The sequence below is a fragment of the Schwartzia sp. (in: firmicutes) genome (assembly GCF_978017985.1).
In genome coordinates this window covers 1-4,442 of sequence record NZ_CDXDFU010000159.1, presented here as the reverse complement: position 1 = coordinate 4,442, position 4,442 = coordinate 1, and the positions used below count along the sequence as shown (strand labels likewise).

Here is a 4,442-nt window from a genome sequence, read left to right as displayed (position 1 = left end):
GTTCATACACCAGTCAGATGAACGTCCTTACCTTCAAGGATTATCTTTTGCGCCACATTACCACAGTCATGACTGTTTCAGGCTTCATTATCGCACTCTTCAGCGTGCTTGCCGCTTACAGCTTCACTATGCGCAGGACGCGCAAAAGGATAGATTACATAGCGCATCACGACAGCCTCACAGGGCTTTTTAACCGCCTCAGCTTTAATGAGGCCCTTCCCGAATTGGAGAAAAAAAGGTCCACCGGCGACATCATAGTCGTCGCCATGGACCTGAATGACCTGAAACGTATAAACGACGGACTGGGCCATGAAGCCGGAGATGAAATCCTGAAAGGTGCCTCCGACTGCATGAAGCGGATACTTGACCGTCACGGAAACGTTTACAGATTAGGCGGAGATGAATTTATGGCCGTCTTGTTTAATGACACAGAAAACTGGCCTGACATTCTGACGCGCCTGAAAAATGCCTTCAGTTCATGGGAAGGCGCACATGTAAAGAAACTGACCGTTGCCGTGGGTGCAGCCCAAAGCAGCGGTAATTCCTTCGAAAGCATTAACGAAATGATTGCGGCGGCTGACCAGGAAATGTACAAGGATAAAGCCGCCTACTATGAGAGAACGGGTATCGACAGGAGAAGATAATCCTTATTATTCCGCCTGCATATCTTCAAAACATCAATGATACGGTGATTCCGCCCGTGATACCTTGTAAACTCAATATGGAAAAGGTCAATTCTTATTCACGCGAAAAATTTTGTAATGAGGTCCGTGAGCGCTTCCTGGTCGGCGGCTGCCATAAATTCTCTTGCAGAGTGCATGGCAAGGATTGGCACGCCTATATCCTGCCCTCTGAGACAGAGGTTTGCCGACACCATGGAGCCAAGCGTAGAGCCGCCCGGAATATCTGAGCGGTTCACATACGTCTGATACGGCGCAAATGCTTCGTCCGCCAGCGCCTTGACTACTGCCTGCGCCTCAGCGTCACCTACATACGCCTGACTTGCCGCCTGTTTTATAGCGAAGCCCTCTCCCAGCTTCGGACGGTTTGTAGGGTCAGCCTTTCCCGTATAATTCGGGTGAAGACCGTGCGCCACGTCCACAGACAGCAAAAAGCCCTGTGCAATGTCGCGGGTGCGTTCCTCTTCCCGCCCAAGGCTTTCGTAAACTTTCCGAAGCAGCTCATCAAGCAGCGATGAATTTGCGCCCTGTTTCGTGCGGCTGCCCACTTCCTCGTTGTCGAACAGAGCAGCAACGGCAGTTCCGCACTCCGTACGCGCGTCCAAAAGCGCATCCACGCAGGCCTTTACCGAGGTGAGATTGTCCAGCCGCGGCGCCGAGATAAATTCCTCTTCAAACCCCAGCACGCACGGCTCCTCGCAGGCATACACGGTCATGTCATAAGAAAGGATTTCCTCCGCACTGCAGCCCAGCTCTTTTGCGAGCTGCTCAAGGAAAAACGTTTCTGAAATCTCTTCGCCGTTAAGCGCGGCAATCGGAAGAAGCTCCGTCTGACGGTTCAGCGTTTCGCCCTCATTGACCTTTCGGTTCATATGAATGGCAAGACGCGGAATCGTCACAAGAGGCCGGCCGAAGTCCACAAAACGCGTTACAGGGTGGAAAGCGTCCTCTCCGCGAAGAGCCACGCTTCCTGCCAGCGACAGCGGGCGGTCAAGCCAGCTGGACTGTATGAGTCCTCCGTATGGCTCCACGTTCAGCATAACGCAGCCGCCTTCCTTTATCTCAGGCGACGGCTTTATTCGAAAGCCCGGAAAATCCGTATGCGCCGCCGCAATACGCAGCATTCCCTTTTTCTTCCCGATACGAAATGCCATGAGCGCGCTGCCGAACACGCTTACAAAATAAGCGCCGCCCGCTTTGAGCTTCCATGGTTCGTCCCACACAAGCTCCTGAAACTTTGCCGCCTTCAGTATTTTTTCTGCGGCCATTACCGTGTGATACGGCGACGTACTTTCCTTTATGAATGCAAGAAATTCCTGTGTGTTCATCGGTTCAGTTCCACTCCACGTCATACAGCTCGCCGAAGCTGCATTTCTGCGCCACGTATGCGTCTGCTTCGCCTTCGTCGTAGCAGCCCGTGTCGACAATTCCTGTCATGAAATACGTGATTGTGATTCCTTTATCTCCACCTGAATCAATGCCCACAATCTGTCCTTTTACATTCACCATGTCTCCGCAGTTGATTTTCCCTATAAGAGCCATGCGGTAATCATTCTCTGTGGGATATTTTCCTTCCCAATCCTTATTGGAGTAAGTTCTTTCAGCGTACCCCGTGACTTCCATTGATGTTCCGAACATTTAGATTCCTCCTATTCTTTCATACATTACAGTAATTATAACGCAGTTGTTTAAATTTTTCTTTTGAAAAAAGAAAAATCTTCCAATTAGCGTTTCAACGAGGCGGGAGATATATGCTTACCGCCTGTTATTTCCTCTCCCCACCTATAGTAGAAGGGGTCTTTTTCTGCCGAGTTATAACAAAAATCGATTTCTTCCGTCATCTTTTAATTCCGTTAAAGCACGATTCCCTTAAGGAATTATTGCCTTTGGCAAAACCCGAACGGAGGCGTTATAATCGTCTTATAAATAAACACTTTTACACAGCTGATTTCGGAGGTGCCATGATGACAAAATTTACACGCGTATTGCCAAAAGCTATGATGCCGGCTCTGGTCTCGACGGCTTTGCTGACATTTTCTCCTGCAGGGTTTTGTTCCGCTGAGCCTGTGAATGCCGTTCACACAGAACAGTCTTCACCGTCTTTTTCACAGTCCGAGGAAACGTATATCTATGAAGCCTCAGGTCTGAAACTTGCGATTCCGAAGGAATACGAAGACCTGCTCTTAACAGACTCGCACCATGAGCAGGACAGCAGGAGTTTATTCCGCGTACGTGAAAAGGCATCGGTGGAGGCTGCAATGATAAGCGGATTTGACCGCAACGGATTAGGAGCGCTTTTCAGCATAGGGACTCTCGACGAAGAGCATCTGCACCAAAAATTGTGCGGCGATATGTCCGGTACAGAGATTTTCGCCAAGGACTCCGAAGGAAACTATTACGCATATTATCACCCGACTGACGTGCGCTATCATCGGAAAACTCCAGAGGAAATGAAAAAAGATCAGAAGCAGTGGACCAAGCTTAATGAGTGGGCATGGAAATCCGTGCGAAAGAATTTTATCAGGGATAATCCGCAGCTTGCCCCGATAACCTTCGACAACAGCATCGTCGGAATCTATATTGCACGAATCATGTACGACCGAAGGATAAATTACAGCGTCAGCACCTTAAAGCACGGTCCTGTCGCTCCAAAAAACATTGACCCCGCGCCGTACGTAGAAAAGCTCCTTTGCAATGCTTCATACGATATGGTTCCGGCTTCAGAGACACCGGACGGCGAATACGCAGTAATTGCATTCCCGGAGGAAAACTGCCGGCTCGACTTTTTCCTCATGCCCGGGAAAGAAAACTATGTGCGTCATGTCATAAAGGACGGAGGCGCAGTCCTGTTCAAGGCAAGCTATGAAGATAAAAGTATTCTTGCCGGCAAAGCCGTAAAAGACTGGTACGATGCTCTTGCCGCAGACAGTGAATAAAAGGGAAACTACATGAGAATTTCATACTCTTCATACTATAATTATTCAGCTGTATGAAACACAAAACAAACTTTCCCCAGGAGGAATCCCAATGAAATCAATTCAGGATGAACGGACGCGTTTGATATGACGAAGCTTCGCAGCATTGCCTCTAAAATTGCAAAGTTCATCTTCCGTATTTTCTGTCTGCTTCTGGGGCTGCACGTTCTTCTTATTGCATTATTGCTGGCAGCAGGAATCTATAAGATGATGCTTTCATGGACTCTGCTGGACTTATCCCAGGAATACAAAAAAATCGATACATACGAGGGCATCGTCCTCAAAGATTATAACAAGAATAAAGCCTACAAGCGTTCATTTTGGGGATTGACAGAAACAGATAAAACCGCTGATTTTTCCTACCACGGAGAGCAGCTAAACAGCACGGCCTACCAGACATTGCAGCGGCTCGCCCCCGGCAACGCAGGACATATAGGACAATGCACTATGTCTCCCGACGGCAAAAGAATATTGTACGTAAAAGCCAACCCCTCTGACGAATCCGATCCTACGGATATAGTGGACTATAGCTGCAACGTGCTGAATGTCGAAGACGGCACTGTTCTGGAATATTTCCGAACCCCTAGAGCCGGATTGGGGGTAGAATGGCATTAAATCAAAACAAAAGGCGGAGGAATTACAATCCCTCCGCCTTTACTCTGTAATTATCTATTGTGAGAGCATCTTCCCTCACGTCACAGCCCAAAAACCATATTTTCACGCCTGAGGCAAGAGCCTCCTGCCATGCTACACCGAAAGCAGGGTGCGTTTCTAAATTCGGCCGCAC

At 48.7% G+C, this 4,442-nt stretch carries 5 protein-coding genes; 3 read left to right on the top strand and 2 right to left on the bottom strand.

Features of this window, described 5'->3' with window-relative positions:
- Nucleotides 1-644, top strand: a 644-nt coding sequence (locus tag ACY69O_RS07170) for a GGDEF domain-containing protein (RefSeq protein WP_462332785.1), incomplete at its 5' end; no start/stop codon positions are given.
- Nucleotides 645-742: 98 nt separating this feature from the next.
- Here the strand turns inward: ACY69O_RS07170 and ACY69O_RS07165 are convergent.
- Together ACY69O_RS07165 and ACY69O_RS07160 are read right to left on the bottom strand one after the other, a co-directional pair.
- Nucleotides 743-2,008: a M18 family aminopeptidase gene (locus ACY69O_RS07165; RefSeq protein WP_462332784.1), complete on the bottom strand. Its 1,266-nt coding sequence runs from the start codon at nucleotides 2,006-2,008 to the stop codon at nucleotides 743-745.
- Between the two features lie 4 nt (nucleotides 2,009-2,012).
- Nucleotides 2,013-2,318, bottom strand: a complete 306-nt coding sequence (locus ACY69O_RS07160; RefSeq protein ID WP_462332783.1) for a hypothetical protein — start codon at nucleotides 2,316-2,318, stop codon at nucleotides 2,013-2,015.
- A 326-nt stretch (nucleotides 2,319-2,644) separates the two neighbouring features.
- Here ACY69O_RS07160 and ACY69O_RS07155 point away from each other — a divergent pair, with 326 nt between their 5' ends.
- Together ACY69O_RS07155 and ACY69O_RS07150 are read left to right on the top strand one after the other, a co-directional pair.
- A complete protein-coding gene (locus ACY69O_RS07155; protein WP_462332782.1) occupies nucleotides 2,645-3,616 on the top strand; it encodes a hypothetical protein in 972 nt (323 codons plus the stop codon).
- A gap of 126 nt (nucleotides 3,617-3,742) precedes the next feature.
- Nucleotides 3,743-4,270: a hypothetical protein gene (locus ACY69O_RS07150; RefSeq protein ID WP_462332781.1), complete on the top strand. Its 528-nt coding sequence runs from the start codon at nucleotides 3,743-3,745 to the stop codon at nucleotides 4,268-4,270.
- The last annotated feature ends 172 nt before the right edge of the window (nucleotides 4,271-4,442 follow it).